We start from the raw sequence: 21205 nt of genomic DNA on the forward strand, positions 1-21205 counted from the left end.
GAAAATAAAGTGTTTTTCATCTCTTTAAAAACGGAAATTATTTCGAGCAGAGGCTCTAATAACTCGTCGCAAAGGCACTTAAAATAGTCATTGATATTAAGCACTTAGCAGTGTTTTATGGGGAGGAATACTTTTCTGGGAGGGAGACTTATGCACCAGAACGTAAACACTGAAAGCAAATCATCATCAACAACGGCGATCCCGCAGAAGTTCGTATATTTCTTCTCCGCAGGTGAAACGGAAGGCAACGCAGGGATGAAAAACATCCTCGGCGGTAAAGGAGCCAATCTCGCAGAGATGACTTCTTTGGGAATTCCGGTTCCTCCGGGCTTTACGATTTCGACAGAGATCTGCACGCACTTCACTGAAGCCGGCGGCAAACTTCCTGAGTGGGTTCGTCCTGCAGTCATCGCTGCCATGAATAAAGTGGAAGCAAAGATCGGTAAAAAATTTGGTGATGTGAACAATCCTCTTTTGGTTTCTGTTCGTTCAGGAGCCCGCGCATCAATGCCAGGGATGATGGACACCATCTTGAATCTGGGTTTGAACGATCAAACAGTTGAGGGCTTGGCGAAGTCTTCAAACAATCCGCGTTTTGCGTGGGATTCTTATCGTCGTTTCATTCAAATGTACTCTGATGTGGTGATGGGTATGAACTCATCACTTCTTGAAGTGACATTGGAAGATTTAAAAGAAGAAAAACACTACAAGCTCGACACGGAAATGACGGTCGATGATTTGAAGTTGTTAGTTAAAAAATTCAAAGATCTTGTTCATCAAATGACAGGTCAATCTTTCCCGGCGGATCCTTGGGAACAATTGTGGGGCGCGGTTTCAGCTGTGTTCCGCTCTTGGAATACTCCTCGCGCTATCACTTACCGCGAACTTCACAGCATCCCTGCAAGCTGGGGAACAGCGGTGAACGTGCAATCCATGGTTTTCGGAAACATGGGTGATGACTCTGCAACGGGTGTGGCGTTCACAAGAAATCCTTCTACAGGTGAAAAAGCGTTCTTCGGCGAATTCTTGATCAACGCTCAAGGTGAAGACGTTGTTGCGGGTATCCGTACTCCGCAGCCCATCACAAAAGTGGCGGCAGCAGCGGCGGGTGTAAAATCTTTGGAAGAAGCTCTTCCGCAAGCCTACGCTCAACTTGTTGAGATCTACAAAAAATTGGAAGCGCACTATCGCGACATGCAAGACATCGAGTTCACAATTGAGCGCGGTGTTTTGTGGATGCTGCAAACTCGTAACGGAAAAAGAACGGCAGCAGCGGCACTGAAAATTGCGTGTGACATGATCGACGAAAAGTTGATCACGGAAGAAGAAGCTATTTTGCGTCTAGAGCCACAAGCTTTGGATCAACTTCTTCACCCAACTCTAGACCCTAAAGCACAGAAGACAGTTCTTGCGAAAGGTTTACCAGCATCTCCAGGTGGCGTGAACGGTCAAATCGTTTTCACTTCTGAAGAAGCTGTAGAGTGGAAAGAGCAAGGTAAAAAAGTCATTCTTGTTCGTATTGAAACATCTCCTGAAGACATCGCGGGGATGGTCGCAGCTCAAGGTATCTTCACAACTCGCGGTGGTATGACATCTCATGCAGCGGTTGTCGCGCGTGGTATGGGTAAATGCTGTGTCGCTGGTTGCGGAGAAGTGGAAGTCGACTACCGCAATGAAACGATGAAAGTGAAAGGCTACGTTCTTAAAAAGGGCGATGTGATCACTTTGGATGGTTCTACGGGTGAAGTCTTCTTGGGCGAAGTAAAAACAATCGAGCCAAAACTTGAAGGCACTTTCGAACGTATCATGAAAATCGCGGATCGCGTTCGTAAGTTGAAAGTTCGCACAAACGCGGATACTCCAAAAGACGCACAAACAGCACGCAACTTCGGAGCAGAAGGTATCGGTCTTTGCCGTACGGAGCACATGTTCTTCGGTGCGGACCGTATCGACGCTGTTCGTGAAATGATTATCGCTGATAACAAATCAGAGCGTGAAAAAGCCTTGGCAAAACTTCTTCCAATGCAAAGAGATGACTTCTATCAACTCTTTAAGATCATGGACGGTTTGCCAGTGACGATCCGTTTGTTGGACCCGCCATTGCACGAGTTCGTTCCTCACACAGACGAGGAAACAAAAGAATTGGCGAAGCGTTTGGGCACAGACTTTGATCGTTTGCGCTCAAAAGTAAAATCATTGCATGAGTTCAACCCGATGCTAGGTCACCGCGGTTGTCGTTTGGCGATCACTTATCCCGAAATTTATATCATGCAAGTTCGCGCGATTGCAGAAGCCGCAGCGCAATTGGTCGCTGAAGGTAAAAAACTTGTTCCTGAAATCATGATTCCGCTTGTTGCGACAGACAAAGAGTTGGATTTCTTGCGCACACTTTCGATCAACGAAGTGAAAAAGGTGCAGGCAGAAAAGAACGTGAAGTTTGATTACCTAGTGGGAACAATGATCGAGCTTCCACGTGCAGCGATCACAGCTGATGCGATTGCAGAGCACGCAGATTTCTTTAGCTTCGGTACGAACGATTTGACTCAAACAACTTTGGGTCTTTCTCGTGATGACTCCGGCCGTTTCTTAGGTTCTTACGTTTCTTCTGGCATCTTACCAAAAGATCCTTTCATGTCGATTGATCAAGTGGGCGTAGGCTCCCTTGTAAAAATGGGAACAGACCTAGGCCGTCGCACAAAACCTGACCTTAAGGTCGGTGTCTGCGGTGAGCACGGTGGTGATCCAGAATCTATCGAGTTCTTCCACCGTGTGGGGCTTGATTACGTTTCTTGTTCTCCATTCCGCGTACCTATTGCGCGTTTGGCAGCAGCTCGTGCGGCTTTGATGGGGAAAAAGCTTCACTAAGTCGAAAATACCAAGACAATTTGAAAAAGCCACATCGCTAAACAGATGTGGCTTTTTTATTATTAAATATCGAGTTTGGTTGGATCAAAGGAGGGAATGTTCTCTATGAGAGAGCGCTCTTTGTTGAGGCATTAAAGGTAACCTAAACAAACTTTTTAAAACAGCCGATATAATACTCAAATGAAAATCACTTACTTCGGTACTTTCTTGCTTAGTGTTTTATTGGTTTGTCCGGGCTGTTTTGTTGACGTTCACTTAGAGAATCAGCTGGCCGGGGAACAAGGTAAATTCGTAATTATATCTCATTCTGAGACGACATCTGTTGCAAACAAAATTCCATACGTTGAATTCGAAGTAAATTTTTCTGAGGACATAAAGAGAAACACTCTCGACGTCGGCGATTTTGAGAATATCAACGCGGGCTCTCCCGTGGTCTGGGACCTTGAGGAGACTGCGGAATCAAAAAAATTCATACTCAAAGGATATGTCCATGGGGAAGTGGGAGAGTTGAACCCTCGATTGCGGGAGAACTCCTTTGAGTGGAATGACGGAGTTGTCAACGAAATTGCTTACTCGGGAGATGTGGCGCAAGTTTCAGTAACTTATGATTCCAACAAAGTGGCTTTGGGGTACGTTCATGGCTGTCGAGTGGATTCGCTTGGCGACGTCTATTGTTGGGGGGAAAACTACAGTGGCGCAGCAGGACCGATACCTGCCGGTTTTAATGTGTTTCGCCCACAAAGAATAACCACAAGTTCTATTACTGGAAGTAAAAAATTTTTGGACATATCGGCAACGGAAGAAAGTATTACTATCGGAAGAACTGCTGATAGAAAAATCTATCAATGGGGTTCTGATTTTTCCAGCGCAGGTTTTCCAGCAAGCCAGGCGGATGTTCCAGTGGAGTTAGATCTTTCAGCCCTTGATGTTGGAGAATTTCCGATCAGTCACGACGTAGGTTCGTGGAACACAAATCTATGTATTACCACCAATCAAGGAAGGGTTCTTTGTTCGGGGAGAAATTTCTACGGTGAAATCGGCGATGGAACGAATACGGATGCAGCTTCTCCTACACCCATTAAGGTGGACCATATTTCACCGTCTCCTTATTTTGTACAAGCGAATATCGGTGATGGTGTTGCCTGTGCTTTGACTCGAGAAGGTAAGGCTTATTGTTGGGGGAGGTTTGGAAATGTTACTGACGACGTGACGGCCACGCCATCTAACATCCCTATTGCTGTTAATACTTCGAACTTATTGCCTGAAGAGCGTTTTACGAGTCTGCATGTGGGAGCGGGAAAGACAGTTTGTGGCTTGACGACAAAGGAACGTATTTTGTGTTGGGGAGAAAACGGCGGCGGAGAAATGGGAAATGGAACCATGGACGTCAGTTATAATCCTACGCCCATGAACCTGTCGGGATTGCTCTCAGATGAACATCCTGTACTTGTGCATAGTTATTATAACCGAGCGTGTTTCACGACGAATAAATACAATCTTTATTGTGTGGGGAGCAACTGGGATGGTTCGTTGGGGATTGGAAGTGAGATCGACAGCTTGACTCCGATGAAAGTCGATTTTTCTGAATACGGTGCACAGCAGATTGTAGCGATGAACGGGCACGAGGAAACCATGTGCGCCATCACAGCCAATGATGAGACATTTTGCTGGGGAGGATCGTATTACGGGCTCATTGGAACCTTCGACAATGGAGCGCTGAATGAAATCAATACCAGTGATCTTGCATTCGGAGTTTACTTTACCCAAGTCTCCGAAAGTTACGACCATGCATGCGCCATCGACAACTTTAAGAAATTGTATTGCTGGGGCGGGAATGCCAAAGGAGCCTTAGGCACGGGTGATAAGATACACCGAGAAAAACCTGTTCTCGTGAATACAACAACTATCGCGGGTTCGACGAATTTTATATCGGTTGTTGTTGGAGGAGGTTTGACTTGCGCGGTAGCAGAAGACAATGAAGCCTATTGTTGGGGGAGCGGTTTTCTAGGAAATGGGCCTGCCAGTCAAAGTGATCTTCCCGTGCAAGTTAGTAAAACTAATCTTCCTGGAGGCGTCGGTTTTAAAAAAATCGCCGTATCTTCGGAGTGGCTGGGAACATTCATGGCGCTGGGAACTGACGACAAACTGTACTGTTGGGGAAGTCAATTTTCCTATTTTTGTAACAGCGGAAGCGATGAGGAGATTCCGATTTTAAAAAGTTCTTCAGCTTTCTTAGATATTGATGCAATAGGAAAGCAAATTGTGGCTATTCAAAACGATTTTAGTATTAAATATTCCGGGGTGTTTCCCGAGCCGGGTAATGGCTATGTTAATTCGAGTTTGCAAACAGCCAGTTCTTCATTTACGCATTCTGGTACGTTGACATCTATTCAGGCAGGCGGGTGTGTTTTAGACTCTGCCGGGGCGCTTGGATGTTGGGGGACGGGAGGCGTGGCATCATCTACGGTTTCCAACTTTTCTTTGAGTTCTCTTTCAGGATCACAGGTCGTATTACAACATCGAGCGGATTATAGCAGTTGGGACTTGGGATGCGCGATCATGGCTGATTCTAAAGTGGCTTGTTGGGGTAATGCAAAGAAGGGATTCAATGGGGTCAGTGGCGGTGTGATTGGGCCGACATATGTTGATACATCCTCCGTGATCGGGGGCTTTATGCCGACGACCCTTGAGGTGCGAGGTAATGTGTTAATAGCAACTCAGCAAGGAAAACTTTATTGTATGGGAAGTTGCAATTTTGGCGTTCCTCAATATAAACCTAAAAAAATTCTGTCTCCGGCTCAGTGAATCGCGGCAGTGGCCGCAAGTTGATTGTGGGTTCGACACAGAAAAACCTGGGACTTCTTTTTCTATTTCAGTTTTTTTGTATTGCATAAGACATCTCCTTGCCCTCAAACATAAGTCTTTCGCCTCAACACAGTGTAAATTGACGACAACTTCAAATAAAAAAGTTATAAAGAATTTATGAGTTCTTATTTTCTCCAGGGCTTCTTACTTCAGGGCAGTTTGATCTTCGCGCTTGGTGCGCAGAATATTTTTGTTCTGGAGTCGGGCTTGCGCAAAAACAATCCGGCCCTGGTTGCCTTGGTGTGCACGCTCTGCGATTTGTTTTTGATTCTCTTGGGCGTTGTCGGAGCAGCAAGTATTTTTATTCACTTTCCCATTATCAAAGTGATCTTCGGTGTGCTCGGTGTTTTGTTTCTTCTTTACTACGGAGTTCAAAAAATCCGCGAAGGCGTGGTGACGTTGCCTTTAGCGACTCATGCTCACAGGAGAGCCGCCAACAAAATTGTCATGCTTCAAGCTCTGGCGTTCAGTCTTTTAAATCCCCATGTTTATTTAGATACGGTTGTTCTTATTGGCGGAGTTTCTGCGAAATTCCCTGAACTCTCGGCGCGACTTGTTTTCGCAGCGGGAGCTTCGACATTTTCAGCGATCTGGTTCTTCGGACTGGGACTGGGCGCGACGAAGATGCGGCCTCTTTTGCAGTCGGCCCAACGTCTTCGTCGAGTCATGATCGTCGCGGGAGTCATTTTAATTCTGATTGGCCTGCAACTCGCGCGGGAAGTGTGGACCTGGGTGCTTGCCCTTTAACACATTACTTAAAAGCGAATATAAATAAATCCATTCCTTTCTTATTCTAAAGCCAAGTACCAAAGCAGAAAAAGAGGAAGTTATGGACGAGCTACAACACGGCGTTTTCGAAAACGCGCGCACAGGCAATTACGAAGAGCTTCGCAAATACATTGAAAACAAGGGCGATGTGGAAGCGCGCAACCAACGTGGCTATTCTCTTTTGATGCTGGCAGCATACAACCAACAATTCAGGGCTACGCAGCTTTTATTAGAACATGGAGCCGCGGTGAACTCTCAAGATCACGGAGGTAATACCGTGTTGATGGGAGCCGCATTTAAAGGACTCAAAGAGATCGTGAGTCTTTTGCTCTCCAAAGGAGCCGACGTACGAATTCAAAATGCGCAAGGTATGACGGCGATGGATTTCGCAAAGATCTTCGCCCGCCGAGATGTGCTGGCTCTCTTGTCGCAAGATGATTCGTCATCGTGGTACGAATCGTTTGATCCTCCTCCTTATATAGGAGGAAATCTGGGAGAAACGAACCCTCAAGAAATCGTCTCACCATGAAACATTTTCTTTTCAAGTGACGTTAATGGGCCTGCCAAATCACGGCATTGTCCATGGAACAGACAGGAACAAGGCCCTCAATACTCTTTCCTTAGTTAGCTAATTGATAGAAATGACTGTGCAATTTAAAAGTTGGCACGGGTTGGCCGACCTCTTGCTCTAGGTAAAGGCATTAAGGAAACAAATTTTATGAAAACATTAAATATCGTATCTAAAATTTTTAAAGCGTTGTCTCTTGTAGCAATGACTCTTCTTCTTGCGAATTGTAGCAAAGACAATAAAAGTTCAACGACAGTAGGAACCTATCAATTAGTAGGTAACATCTGTTATCAAAACGTAAACGGTCAGTTGATTCAACAATCGAATACAAGCCTTTGCTATAACAACGGCGGCAGTTACGTCATGCAAAATGGTATCTGTTATCAAAACGTAAATGGACAGTTGATCCAGCAAGCAAATACATCTCTTTGCACAAGCTCAACGGGTTCATACCAATACATCAACGGTATCTGCTACCAAAACGTGAACGGACAATTGATCCAACAAGCAAACACATCACTTTGCTCAACTTACAACAACGGTGGTTACCAAACGATGGTGTGCAGCGGTTACTACTACGACAGCATCCGCTGGTGGAACTGCGGTGTTGAAGCGAACTGCTCTGGTTACACTTTGATGAACCAACAAGGTCAAATCGTTCGCTGCCAATAATTCCTCCCAAGATACGAATTTAAACATGCGGCGCGCCAAACAAGGTGCGCCGTTTGTATTTGCGAACTCTTCCGCTTTGCATAAGAGCTAAGCACAATGAGCGTTGCAAAGAAACGCGATGCGAAATATAACCCATAAACTCTGCCTAAGTTTTCAGCGACACGTCCTCTTTTAAGAGCCTCTTGTTGACATACTTCCCAACACTCGCGAGATTGAAATGGTCCTTAGTCTAGCTAGACCAAGGGCGGTATTGAGGGGAAGTTTCGTGAGAATTAAAAAAATTGAACTGATTGGTTTTAAGTCTTTTAAAGATCGCACCGTCATCCACTTCGACGCCGGCATTACCGGTATCGTAGGTCCGAATGGTTGCGGTAAATCCAATATCGTTGATGCCCTCATGTGGGTTATGGGTGACCAGTCCGCGAAGGATCTTCGTGCATCACAAATGACAGACGTTATCTTCGGGGGAGCAGAGGGCTACGCACCACTAGGTATGTGTGAAGTGTCTTTGACTCTTGAAAATGACGGTGGCGCATTCCCGCTTAAATATATCAAACACACTGAGATCATGGTGACTCGTCGTCTGCACAGAAGCGGCGAGGGTGAGTACTACATCAATAAAGAACCTGCGCGTTTGAAAGACGTGCAAGAGATCTTCATGGATACAGGTGCGGGCTCGAAAGGTTTCTCTATCATCGCTCAAGGTATGATCGGTAAGATCATCACTTCGAAACCTGAAGACCGTCGTATGTTGATCGAAGAAGCTGCGGGTATTACGAAGTTCAAAGCTCGTAAAAAAGAATCTCAACGTAAATTGGTTTCCACAGATCAGAACTTGGTGCGTTTGCAAGACATTATCGGCGAGTTGAAGCGCCAAATCGATTCTTTGCAAAGACAAGCGCAACGTGCAGAACGTTACCGCAATATCAAAAACCAAATCGAAGATTTGGATTTGTGGTTGTCGACAGCTCAATATGTTGAGTTGAAGCGCGCCGCTGATGAAGCGCAAGCGATCTTCAATGAAGCACAAAGCATGGAAGTGGAAGGCGACGCCAACCTTTCGACTCTTCAAGGCCAATTGGAAGTTTTGAAACTTCAAATTCTTGAAAAAGAAAAAATGGCGGAAGAGCACCAAAATCTTCACTTCGAAAAACAAAGCACTGTTCAGAAAAAAGAAATGGAGATCCAAGAGCTTCGTTTCGAAATTGAGCAGGCTCGCCGTAACGAGCAAATGACGGGTACGATCTTGCAAGAACAGCAAGCGCGCCAAGAATTGCTTGCCCGTGACAAAGCGGCTTTAGAAGCGCAAGTCACAGAGTTGAAAGAAGAAGCTGAAACATTGACAGCGACTTTCACAGAGAAAAACGACATCTTCCAAAACTTCAACTCTCGTATCGGCACTGTTGATGAAGATTTGACGACAAAACGTCGCGAGTTGTTCGCGGTCGGTCAGTCGGAGTCTTCTTTGGATGCCCGTGTGAATTCATTGTCAGCACAGATCGCTGATTTGACGGACCGTCAGGACAATGAACAACAGGTATTGAATGAACTTCGCGAAAAACAAGTTGAATTCGAATCACGTCGCAAAAAAGTGACGAATGAACTCGATAAAGAACGCCAAATGCAATTGGACTTGGCAAGCGATGTGGATTCTTTCGAAGCCAACAAAAAAATCCTTACGGAGTCTTTGGCAGAGAAAAAATCAGAAGTGGAATCATTCAAAGATTCTTTGAATGAAGTGGCTTCTCGTTTGTACGGTCTAGAGAACTTGCAAAACAACTTCGAGGGTTTCCAAGAAGGCGTGAAGCAAGTGATGTTGTGGCAAAAAACTCGCACTCAAGAGTTGATGGCAGATGGTTCTGTAGTCACTCACTTCCAACCGGTTTCTGAGGTTGTTGAAGTTCCGGCAGAGTACGAAGTCGCTATGGAAGCAGCATTGGGCTCTCGCCTGCAAATGCTTTTGTCTTCCGATGCGAACGTAGCCATTGATGCGGTTTCTCATTTGAAAGAACAAAAATCCGGTCGTTCCAGCTTCATGTCTGCGAATGATCAAACTTTGACTTACAACCGTTCTGAAGCTCCGATCGGACAAGAAGGCGTTCAAGCCATCCTGAAAGACGTGGTGAAAGCGGCTGATAAATTCCAAAATGCCGTCACTTACATGTTGGACGGTGTTGCGATCGTTGATTCCATCCGCACGGCTTTGAATCTTCGCGCGAAATACACAGGCTGGACATTCGTGACTCTTGACGGTGACACGTTGACGGCTGACGGTGTTTTGACGGGCGGCTCTTCTGAATCTGCAGATTCTGGAATGCTTAAGCGTCGTCGTGAGATCAAAGAATTGTCAGAGAAAAAAGACGAATACGCTGGAAAGCTTCAATTGGCTCAATTGGCTTTGAAAAAAGTTGAAGAGCAATTGAACAACGTTGTGAACGATTTCGAAGGCGCTCAAAAACGCAAAATGGATCAAGAGATCAAAGTTGCGGAATTGAGAAAAGACTTTGAACGCGCTGAAAATGAAGTTCAAAACGCTCAACAAGCTGTGGAACGCCAAGAACGTGAAGTCAAAAAATTGACTGAGCAATTGGAAGTTCAAGAACAAAAAATGGAAGAGTTGAACCAAGCTTTGATCGAAGCTCGCGAGAAGAAAGTTCTTCTTGAGGGTGAAGTTGAGACTTTGAATAACGAATTGAACTCTGTTCGTTTGGGTTTCGACGGTCTTCAGGCGGAAGTAACAGATCTTCAAGTGAAGTCCGCTTCTAAAACTCAAGAATACCAAGGTGTTCTAAGACAGCTTGAGATGGTTTCTAAGTCATTGGGTGACCTTGAAGCGCAACTCGCTCGTATGAGCGAAGAAGCTGAAGGCTACAACTCTCAGATGACTGAGAGCCAAATGCTTTTAGAAGAAAAGAAAATTGAATTTGAACGTCTTTTGGATGAAGTGGAGCAATTGAAACTTCAAGCGGCTCGCACGAAAGACGAATACGAAGTGATGGCTGAATCTATCCGCGCGATCGAAGAAGAAGCAAGTGCTTCTCAACGTGCTCGTAACGAAAGACAGCACAAAATGAACGACTCTCAATTGAAGCTTGAACAAGCTAAGATGAAAGAGCAGTACTTGATCGATCAAATCCGCGAGCGTTACATGTTGAACCTTCCGGACGTTATCGAGAAGTACGTGAACCGTGAAGGCGACTTCATGGCGGCAGACGCTGAACTTAAAGAGCTTCGCGAGAAGCTGTCTAAGATCGGTGAAGTGAATCTTTCTGCAATCGAAGAGTACGAAGAAACAGCTCAACGTTATGAGTTCTTGACGAAACAACATGCAGATTTGACAGAGGCGAAAGAACAGCTTCGTAAAGTGATCGATCGTATCAACAGAATCTGCTCAAAACGTTTCAAAGAGACATTTGATTTGGTTAACGACAGATTCACTCGCGTCTTCCCAGTGCTCTTCGGTGGTGGTGAAGCGTGGTTGGAGCTTGTTGAAGAAACAGAGAAAAACGAAGCAGGTATCGAAATCATCGCACGCCCTCCAGGCAAAAAGACGCAAAACGTGTCTTTGATGTCGGGTGGTGAGAAGGCGTTGACGGCGGTGGCGCTGGTCTTCTCGATCTTCCTAGTGAAGCCGTCTCCATACTGCTTGCTGGATGAGGTTGACGCTCCACTTGATGACGCCAACGTCTTCCGTTTCAACGACCTTGTTCGTGAAATGGCGAAGCGTTCACAAATCATCGTTGTTACACACAACAAACACACGATGGAAGTGGCTGGAAAACTTTACGGCGTGACTATGCAAGAGCGCGGTGTTTCCACAATGGTTTCTGTTTCTCTTCAAGATATTAAGTAAGAATCAGAAATCGAAGACTGAAAATTCTAAAACCCGTAGAGAAATCTACGGGTTTTCTTTTTTAAACCCCGTGGATGGAGATTTCTCATCACATTCTCAATTAGCTTTTTGCACAAGAGAGTCATTGTCAGGTAGTCGGTGAGAGCTTAAGTTTCGAGTCCTAAATACATTCGTGGAGAATTTATGAAATCCGTTAAATTGATGGCACTAGGTGCTTTGTTTTTTGCTACGTCTGCTCACGCAAGCGAAGCGTTTTTTGGTTACTCTTACGTGGCAGACACTCATGCCAAAGGAACTTGGGAGTATGAACAGCACAACACTTTGAGATCTGGAAAAGGCGAAGGCGAGTACAACGCTTTGGACGTTAAGTTCGAACTTGAAACGGGTATCACTGATAAGTTGCAAATGGCTCTTTACCTAAACACGTCTTACAACAACGTGAGCGGCAATCCTGAAGTCGCTGACATCAACGAATTTGATGTGAACGGTTTGTCGGTTGAGTTCCTTTACAATGTGTTGAGCCCTTACAAAGATTCTTTCGGTTTGAGCTTCTACGTGGAACCAGAGGTTGAAGTGCGTAAAAGTTCTTCTGGCCAACCTGTGAATAAAAAAGCCATAGATGCAAAAGTGATTTTGCAAAAGAACTTCCTAGAAAACTCATTGGTCACAGTTTTGAACTTGAAGTTGGAGCCGGAGTGGAAACGCGACGGAGCTGAGCGTGAATCTTCACTAGAAGCGGGAATCACGGCCGGTGTTACTTACCGTGTTCAACCAAAAACTTACGTAGGTTTGGAGATCGTGAACGATTTCGAATATGAAGATATGAACTTTGCAAAACAAGAGTTCTACGCTTGGTCAGCAGGACCGACTGTGCACTATGCAGCTGATAATTTCTGGTGGACTTTGACAGCGCTTCCGCAGATTTCAGCATGGCCAAAAACTGATGCTGATTTAAATTTGGATGAAAAAGAAAAATTCCAAGTTCGTTTCAAATTCGGCATCCCTTTAGCTGAATAAACATTGCATTACAAAAAGGTACGGCGTACCTCTAAACCAAGGGGTGCGTTGTGCGTATTTTAGCTATTTCCGGAAGTCTTCGTGCTCAGTCAACAAACACCTTTCTTTTGAAAGCCACGACTGAGTTGGTTCCGCTAGACGTAGAAATCGTTTTCTATGAAGGCCTCGCCTCACTTCCGCATTTCAATCCTGATTTAGATTCAGAAACTCCTCCTGATACAGTTCAAAATTTCAGAAATGAACTAAAAAAATCCCACGCACTTTTAGTGTGCAGCCCCGAATATGCTCACGGAATTCCTGGAACTTTAAAAAATGCTCTCGATTGGATTGTCAGCAGCGGGGATCTTGACGGTGTGCCCGTGGGCTTGATCAACGCTTCACCGTCTCCGACGGGACCGACTTATGCGCAAGAAGCTTTGAAAGAAGTTTTAAATGTGCTTTCTGGAAAGCATGTCATTGAAGACGCCATCGTCAGCGTTTCTGCGGTAAGAACAAAGTTGGATGAAAAAGGAAAGATAACGGATGCCTCTTTAAGAGAGGCCCTAAAGTCTGGGGTGAACGCGTTGGTTAAGGCCACCGCTGAAAAAGGCATCCGTTAGGTAAAAGGCGGGATCTACTTCACGTACTGAATAATTGCGTCTTCAGCGAAGCGGACTTTTTTGAGATTTTGGAAAGAATCTTCAGGATGTCGATATCCCAAAGCGACTGTAGCAACGGTTTTGTAACCCGAACCCTCAAGATCCAGAATTTTGTCGTACGCCGAAGGATCTAAACCTTCCATCGGAGTCGCATCGATTTTCAACAATGCAGCGGTTTGCAACAGGAACCCCATAGCAATATAAGCTTGGCGTTGCGACCACACGCGGATTTTCTCCTCAGGAGCTTTCGCCAGATTTTCAATCATCATGTTCTTATAGCCGTCCAAAGACTCGGCCGGAACATTACGAACTTCGACGATGCGATCGACATACTTTTGAATGAATGGTGGATCAATCTCAGGTTTGTACAAGAAAACTACATAGTGGCTTGCGTCCGTCACTTGGGTTTGATTCCAAGATGCGGCTTTTAATTTTTCGCGGATCTCAGGATTTTCAATCACGAGAAACTTCCAAGGTTGCACGCCGTACGAGGAGGGGGAAAGCTGCAACGATTGTTTTAGAAGGTTCCAGTCATTGTCTGAGATCTTTTTTGTCGCGTCATAGCGTTTTGTGGCGTATCGCCATTCTAGGGCTTCTTTAATGTTCGCATGATTCATATTCATCACTCCAGTGCATTTGAGTCTTAATGTAACAGACACAAGCACAATATAGGCGGCTTTAAATCTAAATGCAACAGTAAAACGCACATTTAAAGTGAGGCCTCCTTATAATCGCTAATAAAGAGACCTTAGGTCCTTAAGATTGTTTATTTTTGAGGCTTAGGGTATGCTCAAAGCATGGTTGATCAAAGATTCTCTGTCTCAGTTCATATCATGACGGCGCTGGCTTTTCACAAGGGCGAGCTGATGACGTCAGAACAGCTTGCGGATAGCATTCGCACGAATCCAACAGTGATTCGCCGTTTGGTTGCAAAGTTGGTTGAGGCGGGACTTCTTGAGTCCTTCAAAGGAAAAGCCGGTGGAGTGCGCCTTTCAAAAGCCGCTAAAGAAATTTCTCTTAAAGATATTTACACCGCGGTCTGTGATAAGAAGTTGATTGCGACTCCGGATAAAGAACCTGCGAAGCAGTGTTTAGTGAGTTGCAATATGGGAAAACTTCTTGATGAAGTCGTCAATGGTATTGAAATCAACTCTATGAATTATCTTTCTAACATTCGTCTTTCCGAACTCACTTCCAAGATTAAATAAAGACTGTCAGCGAGGCCCGTGTGATTCCTCAATTTCTTCCTGAACTGATTACTTCCGAAAGAATCACGTTAAGGAAGCACAGTCTTGATTTAGCCGAAATCATGTTTCGTTATGTTGATGAGGATCGCGAGCGTCTTGGTAAATTTTTGCCATGGGTTGCTTGGACTAAAGGCATTCATGATGAACGCGACTATATTGAGATGACCCATCGTCAATGGAAAGACTATAAAATGTTCGACTATGGAGTTTTCCTTAACGATGGAAATACTTACGTTGGCAATGTCGGCGTTCACACAATTGCCTGGGATCACAACCGTTGTGAAATTGGTTACTGGATCTTAGGAAAATTCGAAGGCAAAGGTCTTATTAGCGAAGCGGTTCAAGCTTTGGAGAAAACACTTTTTAATGTCGGCTTTTATCGCATCGAAATTCGCTGCTCAGGAATGAACGCAAAGTCAGGAGCCGTAGCGGAAAGATGCGGCTACACTTTGGAGGGCCGTCTTCGTAAACACAGTATTGAAAACGGTCAGCGCCGCGATACTTTAATCTACGCGAAACTCCGCAATGGATAAACGCATTTCAGAACTTCACGAAAAAGCCTGTGAAAGAGGAGAGGATACGTACATTGATCCCGACACAGGCTATATGGTGTTCACGGAATTATTTCATAAGCGCCGAGGTCATTGTTGTCAGTCGGGCTGCCGTCATTGTCCTTACGGCATCAATAAAAAATCCAACGACGAAGATTCTCAAAACTAAAAAGTGTTTCAACTAGAAACGTTGCTTGGGATTGCTTCTTGCATTCATAAATCTCATACACCCGAAATCAAAACAGGGAGATCTTGAGTGAAAAACAAGTTAGCACTTGCAGACTGCAAAGACGTTCTTTTAAAACTGTCTCTAATTGCAACTATGTTTCTGTCGCCAGAAATCTCTCTAGCTCGCAAGGCGAACGCAGTCGGCGGCTTTTACACTGTCTATCGCTATGATGTGGCAGCAAAGGGCTCGTGCGTTCCGGATCACGATTCAACTCCGAAAGAAATTCTTCGCCGCAACGGAATTAAATATTCCGGCAATCCTTCAGAGCAGGAAGTGGCCGCTCTCGCAAAAGGCATTGCTCAAGTAGAAAATCTTTTAGGTGATCCATTGCCGATTCCGTGGCGCCAAAATTATAATTTTATTACGGCGACTGGAAAATGGAATCAAGGCGCGACATCTATCAATGTCCGTCGTCCTAAAGGCTCACCCAAGGGCACCAATGTCGGACGTATGATGCACGAGTTGGGACATAAAGTTGGAAACTCAGGCGTGTATCAAAAATATCAAAGCTTCACGGGGCGCACGCGCTGCCGCATCACCGGTTATGCTGCTTCAAAATTCAACGAAGAGTTCGCGGAAGTTTTTGAGGCTTACGTCGTCTATCCGGATCTTTTAGAACAAAAATGTCCTAAAGCTTTTGAGTTCATGTCTAAAAAATTATTTCCAAATACGAACCATAAAATCTCAAGTTGCGACAGAAATTCGGATGATCAGAACCCCGAAACGCCTTCGGTTGTTCCGCTCCCAATCCCTCGTCCATCGGATTTAGGAAGTGTGGCTGAAGTAGAGACAGATGAAGATGCCGTTATCACACCTGATAATGGAGACGATGAAGACGACGATGACGACGTTGTTGAAGCGGCTCCGTCGCCTGAAGAAAAATCTTCGCATGTAGCACAAGTACCAATCCCAACGCCACGCCCGTCTCGGGGAGCGAAATAGAAATTTTTGAGATACTTTGACCATTTCTTAATTTAGTGAAAAAAGTGTTGTCAGATTTCTTTGAAATAGACCGCGCAACAGAGGTGCCTGTCCAGGACTTTGGCACTTTTCTTTAAAGAAAAACACAAGATTCTGTTTTTGAGGCACCATGCTTCCCGCAAGCCCTGCTATCCTTGTTGCAGGTGGGGTGCGACTGTTATGTCTTTTAATTATAACAAGAATAAGGAACATCATTCGCAAGATAGTTTTTGGACGTCCTATTCGGATTTGTTTTTAGGCTTGAGTACGATTTTTCTTTTATTGTATGTGACAGCCAGTCTTCGAACAGGAACAGAAGGATTGCGAAATCAAATTGAGAACCAAAAGCTTTCCATGAAAGTGGAAGAGTTGGAGCATCAATTGAAAATGTATGAATCAGTCAAGAATGACTATATCGAAAACCAAGCCACGAAGGACGAGGCCCAAGAGTATCAGGAGCTTATGGATAAGCTCACTCTCTTGCAAGAAGATGCGAAGAGCGAAAAAGACCGTTTAGTGCAAGAAGCACTTGAAAACGAAAAAAAAGTCAAAGCTCTTAATAAATACCAACAAATGGTTCGCAACGTTTTAAATTCTAATAAAATGGCGAAGGCGAAAATCATCAACCGTGATGATTTGATCAAAGAACAAGATGTCGAGATCGAAGGCCAGGAACAAACTATCACTGAGTTGAACCAGGATATTCAATCGAAAAAACAACTCATCGCTCAGGGCGAAAACAAAATCAAGGAAACGCAGGCAGCATTGCAAAAGCGTGTGAACGAACTTCGTTACGCTTATAAAATGAATAAACTTTCAAAAAACCTGTTTGAGCAGAAGATGGCTCAAGCTCGTGCTGAGAACCATCAAAAGGTTCAGCAGCTTGCAAATGTGAATGCGCAATATCAAGCACAATTACAGCAAGCCAGTGCGCAGTTGGGACAAGTTCAGGGAGAGCTTTCAAAAACTCAAGGCATGCTGACAGAAAAAGAGCAGGAAGCAAAATATCTCGCGGGAACTCTTTCAAAAACGAAAGCCGAGTCGCAAGCTAAGATGGCTGCGATGTCACAGGGATTCGCCGCAGAGAAAGCAGGGATGCAGGCAGGCTTTGCTGCGGAAAAAGCGGGTTTGCAACAAGGTTTAGCCGCCGAAAAAGCAGCGGCGGCCCAGAAGCTGGCAGCAGCTCATGCGGGCCTGATGGCGGAGCGCCAAGCGGGCGCACAAAAAGTGGCAGCCTTACAAGGGCAGTTGAGCGATACACAAGGACAGCTTGCCAAAGCGAAAGCTGAAATCGAAGCGCGAAAAATGGTGGCCGGAGAAATCCAACGCGGTTTTGCTAAGGCCGGTGTCAAAGCTGATATCGATTTACAAACAGGTGACGTGGTTTTGGATTTCGGCCAGGCTTACTTTGACAGCGACTCCGATCGTTTAAAAAAGGAAATGAAAGGCGTGCTTGAAAAAGCGATGCCGATTTATTCCAAATCGCTGTTTGGAAACCCTAGAGTGTCTGACAAAATTTCTGCGGTGGAGATCATTGGTTTTGCTTCTCCAACATACCAAGGTCGTTTTATCGATCCACAAAGTTCTAAGGCCGAAGATAAAGTGGCCCTCAAGTACAATATGGATCTGAGCTACCGTCGCGCGAACTCTATTTTCACTTATATGCTGGATCAACAAAACGTTCAGTTTGATCACCAAAAAGAGCTTCTTTCTTTGATGAAAGTCTCAGGCCGAAGTTTCTTGGAAGTGATGAAAGTACAGAACCGCAATATCGCTTCTGCGGCGGAGTTCTGTAAGCAAAATGATTGTAAGAAAGCTCAAAGAGTTATCATTCGTTTCAGCATGGATACTAAAAAGTAATAGGGGTGGGTTGTGACTACAAAGGCATTGGCAGAATATTTTATAATAATGCTCCCATACTGCATGGCGGGCGTGTTTTTAGTGGGGCTGTTCTTCAGAAGCATTATTTATTACACCGTTCGTCGCCACGAATGGTTTGCACGGGAATTTGAAAAACGTGTAAATCAGTATATGGAGGGCGAGGTTCCCGGAAAATCGGAGAACGTGTCTTTCTATGTCTTATCAAAAAAAATCCTGGAAAGAACTTATTACGAGGTTTTTGAAATCCGCGACCGTATGAAACGCAGAAAGCCGGATTCAATAATGTCCACTAGTGACCGCGTCTTCTTGGTGCGCCAGGGGTGTGCGTGGTTGGTGAAAGACATTTTAAAACAGTTGAAATTTTTAAAATGGAACGAAGGAAATCCAAAACTTCTCAACATCACAAAAGCAACTTTGCAACATAATCCTTGTTTCAACCGTGTGTTTGGCGTTTTGCCGATGGTGGGAATCAATGATTTGATTTCAATCTTGCCAGGTCTTTTCGTCGTGGCTGGTATCTTGGGAACTTTCATCGGGATCGCCGGTGGTTTGCAGGAACTAGGAACAATGAATCTGCAAGATCTTGAGAATACCAAAAACATCATGGACCGTTTCCTTCATGAAATCTCTTTTGCGATGAAGACATCTATCGTCGGTATTATCTTCTCGTTGCTTTCGCACGTGACGAATACGATCTTATCTCCTGAAAGATCTTATGTGTCGATGGTCGATCGTTTTGAAAGTGCATTAGACCTTCTTTGGTATCGCAGCGATAACAATAATTTCCCTGCCCATGAAAGACCTTTTGATGAACATCGTGATGCCGTAGAAGCGTTGGCAGAGGATGCTCTGAATAAAGAAATTGGGAAGGCGCCCGTGGCCCGAGGAGCTTAGTTTTGAATACGTTCACAGTCACTATCCACAGGAAGGATCAGGTGCTCAGCCGTGAGGTGAATAAAGATTCATTCACCGTCGGCCGATCTATCGACTGTGACATTTCGTTAAATGACAACCATGTCAGCCGCGTTCACCTTGTTGTAAGCCGCCGTTGGAACCAAATTTGGATTGAAGATAAAAATTCTTCCAACGGCACCTTTGTTAACGGCACCAAAATCGTACAGGGAACTCCGGTCAACGTTGTTTCCACTGATAAAATTCAATTGGGCCGCTCCGAATACATTATTGTGATTGATCTTAAAACAGAAGAAGTCGCAGAGCCCGTTCCGGAACCGGAAGCGGCATCTGCTGAGGAGCCCGTTTTAGAAGACACGGTGGCAATGCCTCCGCCAAGCAATGCGCCTTTTCAGGCCGAAAAAGCTTTGCATGACGCAAAAAGAAAAGCCGCGCAAATTATTTTAGAGGGGGAGACCCAAGCCGAAAAACGCGTGCAGGCGATTTATCAAAAAGCCCGCGAAGCTCAGGCGCAAGCTGAATATTTTTATCAAACTCGCATGACGGAAGCTCATAAAGAGGCCGATGCGATTTTAGCGGATTACCAACAACAAGGCCGCAATCTTTTGCAAGATGCGCGCAACATGGCCCAAGAACTGCGTGAAGAAGTCGACATGTATGTTCAAGGCCTGAAAGAAAAAGCCAAACGCGACACCGAAGATATTATTTCTGAGGCGACCTTAGCGGCAGAAAAGATGAAAACGGAAGCTTTGGAACAGGGTCGTCAAGCCGCACAAAATGAAACCGATGGAATGTTGCGTGGAGCTCGTGAAGAGGCCTCGCGCATCCTGGAATTTGCACAGTTACAAACCCAAGAAACTCAAGAAAAATTAAAATCCGAAAAAGAAGCTCTTGAAAAAGTGAGCGGTGAACTTGCAACAACTCGCGAGATGTTGGCGACTTCAATCAATTCATTGGAAGAAACAAAGGCCATTGAGTTAGAGTTGCAGTTAAAAATTCAGTACGAAGAAACACGAATCAAGACTCTTTTAGAGGATGAGGCCACTCGTTTAAAAGCGCTCTATGAAAAAGAAGATACCCGTATTAAAGAACGCCTTACTGAAGAAGAAACCCGTGTCAAAGAGCACCGTGGTCAGTTGCAAACTTTAACTCAGCAAAATAAAACCCTTGAGGACGCAGTTCGTTCTTTACAAGAAAAACAAGCCGCTCTCAGCATGGATGTTCGCGACATTGAGGCCAAAAAAACGCATCTCTTTAAAGAATACGAAGCCCAGAAGATTTTTCTGAATGAAAAGTTAGAAAAAGAAAAATCCGCCATGGTAAAAACCGAAGAAGAGCGTTTGGAAGAAATGCGTCTGGAAATGTCCAAGCGTTTACAAAAAATGGAGCGGGATCTTTTAGATGACGTCATTCGTAAAAAAGAAAACCTAATTAAGGAAATCCACGCCGCCGTTGAAAAAGAGATCGTGCTTTTGATGGAGCCAACTCAATGGCGCAATATTTCCGCGTCCGTCGAGGAACATATTAAGGAAGCTGTCGAGGGCCGGGTTGCCTCATTGTCGCAGTCTTCAGTGACATCTGCAAAACCTGTCGACTTCATGAAAAAGCGCAAGAGCGAAAAACTGCGTTGGGCTTCCATGGGCCTTGCTATGGGAGCACTGGCATATTTCGTCAGCCAAGTGGTTGTTGAGAAAGTGTCCGGCGATCAGGCTCCGATGCAAACTCTAGTGCAGAACGAAGCCAAGAAGCGACAAGAAGAACTCGAGAAACGCCGTTTTAATCCCGCTCAAGCCGAAGAGCTTAAAGACAGCTATACGGATGCGGTCATTTACACGAGAAACTTCCCGGATATCTACACGGATCAACAGTTCCAGCAGAAACTTTATAAGTCCGCATCCCAATATCTGTTGAAGACCTGGAGAGTGGATGAGGACAAATCGATCCAAGTACTTTCTACTGCGACAGCTCTGGTGAAAGAGCTGACCGAAAAAAAAGGAAAGATTCATCCTGATTTTATTAAAGAAGGCATTGAAAAAATGCGCGGCCTTGAAACAGAAACGCTCGCCCGAATGAAGGATATTTTAGGTTCCGAAGTTCGTGTAGAGTCGTTCCGCCGATTCGAACGTAATTTCTATAGAGAAGAAGTGCAGCGCAGAAGAATGGCGCAGCACTAAAATTT

16 protein-coding genes are annotated in these 21205 nt (G+C 44.9%); 15 read left to right on the forward strand and 1 reads right to left on the reverse strand.

Features of this window, described 5'->3' with window-relative positions; all coding sequences use genetic code 11:
- Positions 1-150 precede the first annotated feature (150 nt).
- From ppdK to AAAA78_RS05395, 8 genes are all read left to right on the forward strand, one after another.
- Positions 151-2865 carry a pyruvate, phosphate dikinase gene (gene ppdK, locus AAAA78_RS05360; RefSeq protein WP_340590766.1) on the forward strand — a complete coding sequence of 905 codons (2715 nt, stop codon included), beginning with the start codon at positions 151-153 and terminating at the stop codon, positions 2863-2865.
- Between the two features lie 180 nt (positions 2866-3045).
- Positions 3046-5670 (forward strand): RCC1 domain-containing protein, encoded by a 2625-nt coding sequence (locus tag AAAA78_RS05365; protein ID WP_340590767.1) that lies wholly within the window; start codon positions 3046-3048, stop codon positions 5668-5670.
- 177 nt (positions 5671-5847) lie between these two features.
- Positions 5848-6477, forward strand: coding sequence for a LysE/ArgO family amino acid transporter (locus AAAA78_RS05370; protein WP_340590768.1), 630 nt, complete (start codon positions 5848-5850; stop codon positions 6475-6477).
- Between the two features lie 82 nt (positions 6478-6559).
- Positions 6560-7027: an ankyrin repeat domain-containing protein gene (locus AAAA78_RS05375; protein WP_340590769.1), complete on the forward strand. Its 468-nt coding sequence runs from the start codon at positions 6560-6562 to the stop codon at positions 7025-7027.
- A gap of 189 nt (positions 7028-7216) precedes the next feature.
- Complete coding sequence (locus AAAA78_RS05380) at positions 7217-7738, forward strand: hypothetical protein (protein WP_340590770.1); 522 nt, start codon at positions 7217-7219, stop codon at positions 7736-7738.
- Positions 7739-8003: 265 nt separating this feature from the next.
- Complete coding sequence (gene smc / locus AAAA78_RS05385; protein WP_340590771.1) at positions 8004-11591, forward strand: chromosome segregation protein SMC; 3588 nt, start codon at positions 8004-8006, stop codon at positions 11589-11591.
- A gap of 183 nt (positions 11592-11774) precedes the next feature.
- Complete coding sequence (locus AAAA78_RS05390; protein WP_340590772.1) at positions 11775-12608, forward strand: DUF6662 family protein; 834 nt, start codon at positions 11775-11777, stop codon at positions 12606-12608.
- 50 nt (positions 12609-12658) lie between these two features.
- Positions 12659-13207, forward strand: a complete 549-nt coding sequence (locus AAAA78_RS05395; protein WP_340590773.1) for an NADPH-dependent FMN reductase — start codon at positions 12659-12661, stop codon at positions 13205-13207.
- A 14-nt stretch (positions 13208-13221) separates the two neighbouring features.
- Here the strand turns inward: AAAA78_RS05395 and AAAA78_RS05400 are convergent, their stop codons facing one another.
- Positions 13222-13863, reverse strand: coding sequence for an NAD(P)H-dependent oxidoreductase (locus AAAA78_RS05400; RefSeq protein ID WP_295905841.1), 642 nt, complete (start codon positions 13861-13863; stop codon positions 13222-13224).
- Positions 13864-14043: 180 nt separating this feature from the next.
- Between AAAA78_RS05400 and AAAA78_RS05405 the strand changes: the two genes are divergently transcribed.
- From AAAA78_RS05405 to AAAA78_RS05435, 7 genes are all read left to right on the forward strand, one after another.
- A complete protein-coding gene (locus AAAA78_RS05405; RefSeq protein ID WP_295905842.1) occupies positions 14044-14454 on the forward strand; it encodes an RrF2 family transcriptional regulator in 411 nt (136 codons plus the stop codon).
- Between the two features lie 20 nt (positions 14455-14474).
- Positions 14475-15026 carry a GNAT family N-acetyltransferase gene (locus AAAA78_RS05410; RefSeq protein WP_295905843.1) on the forward strand — a complete coding sequence of 184 codons (552 nt, stop codon included), beginning with the start codon at positions 14475-14477 and terminating at the stop codon, positions 15024-15026.
- Positions 15019-15213: a DUF5522 domain-containing protein gene (locus tag AAAA78_RS05415; protein ID WP_340590774.1), complete on the forward strand. Its 195-nt coding sequence runs from the start codon at positions 15019-15021 to the stop codon at positions 15211-15213. Before AAAA78_RS05410 ends, AAAA78_RS05415 begins: the two co-directional genes overlap by 8 nt.
- A gap of 87 nt (positions 15214-15300) precedes the next feature.
- Positions 15301-16215 carry a hypothetical protein gene (locus AAAA78_RS05420; RefSeq protein ID WP_340590775.1) on the forward strand — a complete coding sequence of 305 codons (915 nt, stop codon included), beginning with the start codon at positions 15301-15303 and terminating at the stop codon, positions 16213-16215.
- A gap of 198 nt (positions 16216-16413) precedes the next feature.
- A complete protein-coding gene (locus tag AAAA78_RS05425; RefSeq protein WP_340590776.1) occupies positions 16414-18093 on the forward strand; it encodes a microtubule-binding protein in 1680 nt (559 codons plus the stop codon).
- 12 nt (positions 18094-18105) lie between these two features.
- Complete coding sequence (locus AAAA78_RS05430) at positions 18106-19008, forward strand: hypothetical protein (protein WP_295906220.1); 903 nt, start codon at positions 18106-18108, stop codon at positions 19006-19008.
- Between the two features lie 2 nt (positions 19009-19010).
- Positions 19011-21200, forward strand: coding sequence for an FHA domain-containing protein (locus tag AAAA78_RS05435; RefSeq protein ID WP_340590777.1), 2190 nt, complete (start codon positions 19011-19013; stop codon positions 21198-21200).
- Positions 21201-21205 lie beyond the last annotated feature (5 nt).

Source organism: Bdellovibrio sp. BCCA, from assembly GCF_037996825.1.
GTDB lineage: Bacteria > Bdellovibrionota > Bdellovibrionia > Bdellovibrionales > Bdellovibrionaceae > Bdellovibrio.

Excerpts from the sequence above, each read along its gene's own strand:
- AAAA78_RS05380 (WP_340590770.1), top strand. The coding sequence starts at position 7,217 with ATGAAAACATTAAATATCGTATCTAAAATTTTTAAAGCGTTGTCTCTT.
- AAAA78_RS05390 (WP_340590772.1), top strand. The coding sequence starts at position 11,775 with ATGAAATCCGTTAAATTGATGGCACTAGGTGCTTTGTTTTTTGCTACG.
- AAAA78_RS05415 (WP_340590774.1), top strand. The coding sequence starts at position 15,019 with ATGGATAAACGCATTTCAGAACTTCACGAAAAAGCCTGTGAAAGAGGA.
- ppdK (WP_340590766.1), top strand. The coding sequence starts at position 151 with ATGCACCAGAACGTAAACACTGAAAGCAAATCATCATCAACAACGGCG.
- AAAA78_RS05400 (WP_295905841.1), bottom strand. The coding sequence starts at position 13,863 with ATGAATCATGCGAACATTAAAGAAGCCCTAGAATGGCGATACGCCACA.
- AAAA78_RS05425 (WP_340590776.1), top strand. The coding sequence starts at position 16,414 with ATGTCTTTTAATTATAACAAGAATAAGGAACATCATTCGCAAGATAGT.
- AAAA78_RS05405 (WP_295905842.1), top strand. The coding sequence starts at position 14,044 with ATGGTTGATCAAAGATTCTCTGTCTCAGTTCATATCATGACGGCGCTG.
- AAAA78_RS05375 (WP_340590769.1), top strand. The coding sequence starts at position 6,560 with ATGGACGAGCTACAACACGGCGTTTTCGAAAACGCGCGCACAGGCAAT.
- AAAA78_RS05370 (WP_340590768.1), top strand. The coding sequence starts at position 5,848 with ATGAGTTCTTATTTTCTCCAGGGCTTCTTACTTCAGGGCAGTTTGATC.
- AAAA78_RS05365 (WP_340590767.1), top strand. The coding sequence starts at position 3,046 with ATGAAAATCACTTACTTCGGTACTTTCTTGCTTAGTGTTTTATTGGTT.